This window comes from Streptomyces sichuanensis, from assembly GCF_020328095.1.
Classification (GTDB): Bacteria; Actinomycetota; Actinomycetes; order Streptomycetales; family Streptomycetaceae; genus Streptomyces; species Streptomyces cinnamoneus.
In genome coordinates, this window is sequence record NZ_JAIXMK010000275.1 from 1 (window position 1) to 717 (window position 717).

Annotated in this window: 1 protein-coding gene; it reads left to right on the forward strand. The window is 66.7% G+C overall.

What is annotated here, in order from left to right:
* Positions 1-2: 2 nt before the first annotated feature.
* A partial coding sequence (locus LE181_RS31930) for an NAD-dependent malic enzyme (RefSeq protein WP_372458561.1) occupies positions 3-717 on the forward strand: 715 nt, incomplete at its 3' end.

The window sequence follows — 717 nt, forward strand, 5'->3', positions numbered from 1 at the left end:
CCATGGCAACGGCGCCTAGCGTCTCGTACTCGATGACGGTCCGACTGGAGGTCCCCGCGGGCGGGACGGCCGTCAGCCAGCTCACCACGGCCGTGGAGTCCTCCGGCGGTTCGGTGACGGGCCTGGACGTGACCGCTTCCGGTCACGAGAAGCTGCGGATCGACGTCACGATGGCGACGACCTCGACCGAGCACGCCGACGAGATCGTGGAGAAGCTGCGCGGTATCGAGGGCGTGGTGCTGGGGAAGGTCTCGGACCGTACGTTCCTGATGCATCTCGGTGGGAAGATCGAGATGGCGTCCAAGCACCCGATCCGCAACCGTGACGACCTGTCCATGGTCTACACGCCCGGTGTGGCGCGTGTGTGCATGGCGATCGCGGAGAACCCGGAGGACGCGCGGCGTCTGACGATCAAGCGCAACAGTGTTGCGGTGGTCACCGACGGTTCCGCGGTGCTGGGTCTGGGCAACATCGGGCCGAAGGCGGCGCTGCCGGTGATGGAGGGCAAGGCGGCCCTGTTCAAGCGGTTCGCGGGGATCGATGCGTGGCCGATCTGCCTGGACACCCAGGACTCCGATGCGATCGTGGAGATCGTCAAGGCGATCGCGCCGGGTTTTGCGGGCATCAACCTCGAAGACATCTCCGCTCCGCGGTGTTTCGAGATCGAGGCGCGGCTGCGTGAGGCGCTGGACATCCCGGTCTTCCACGACGACCAGC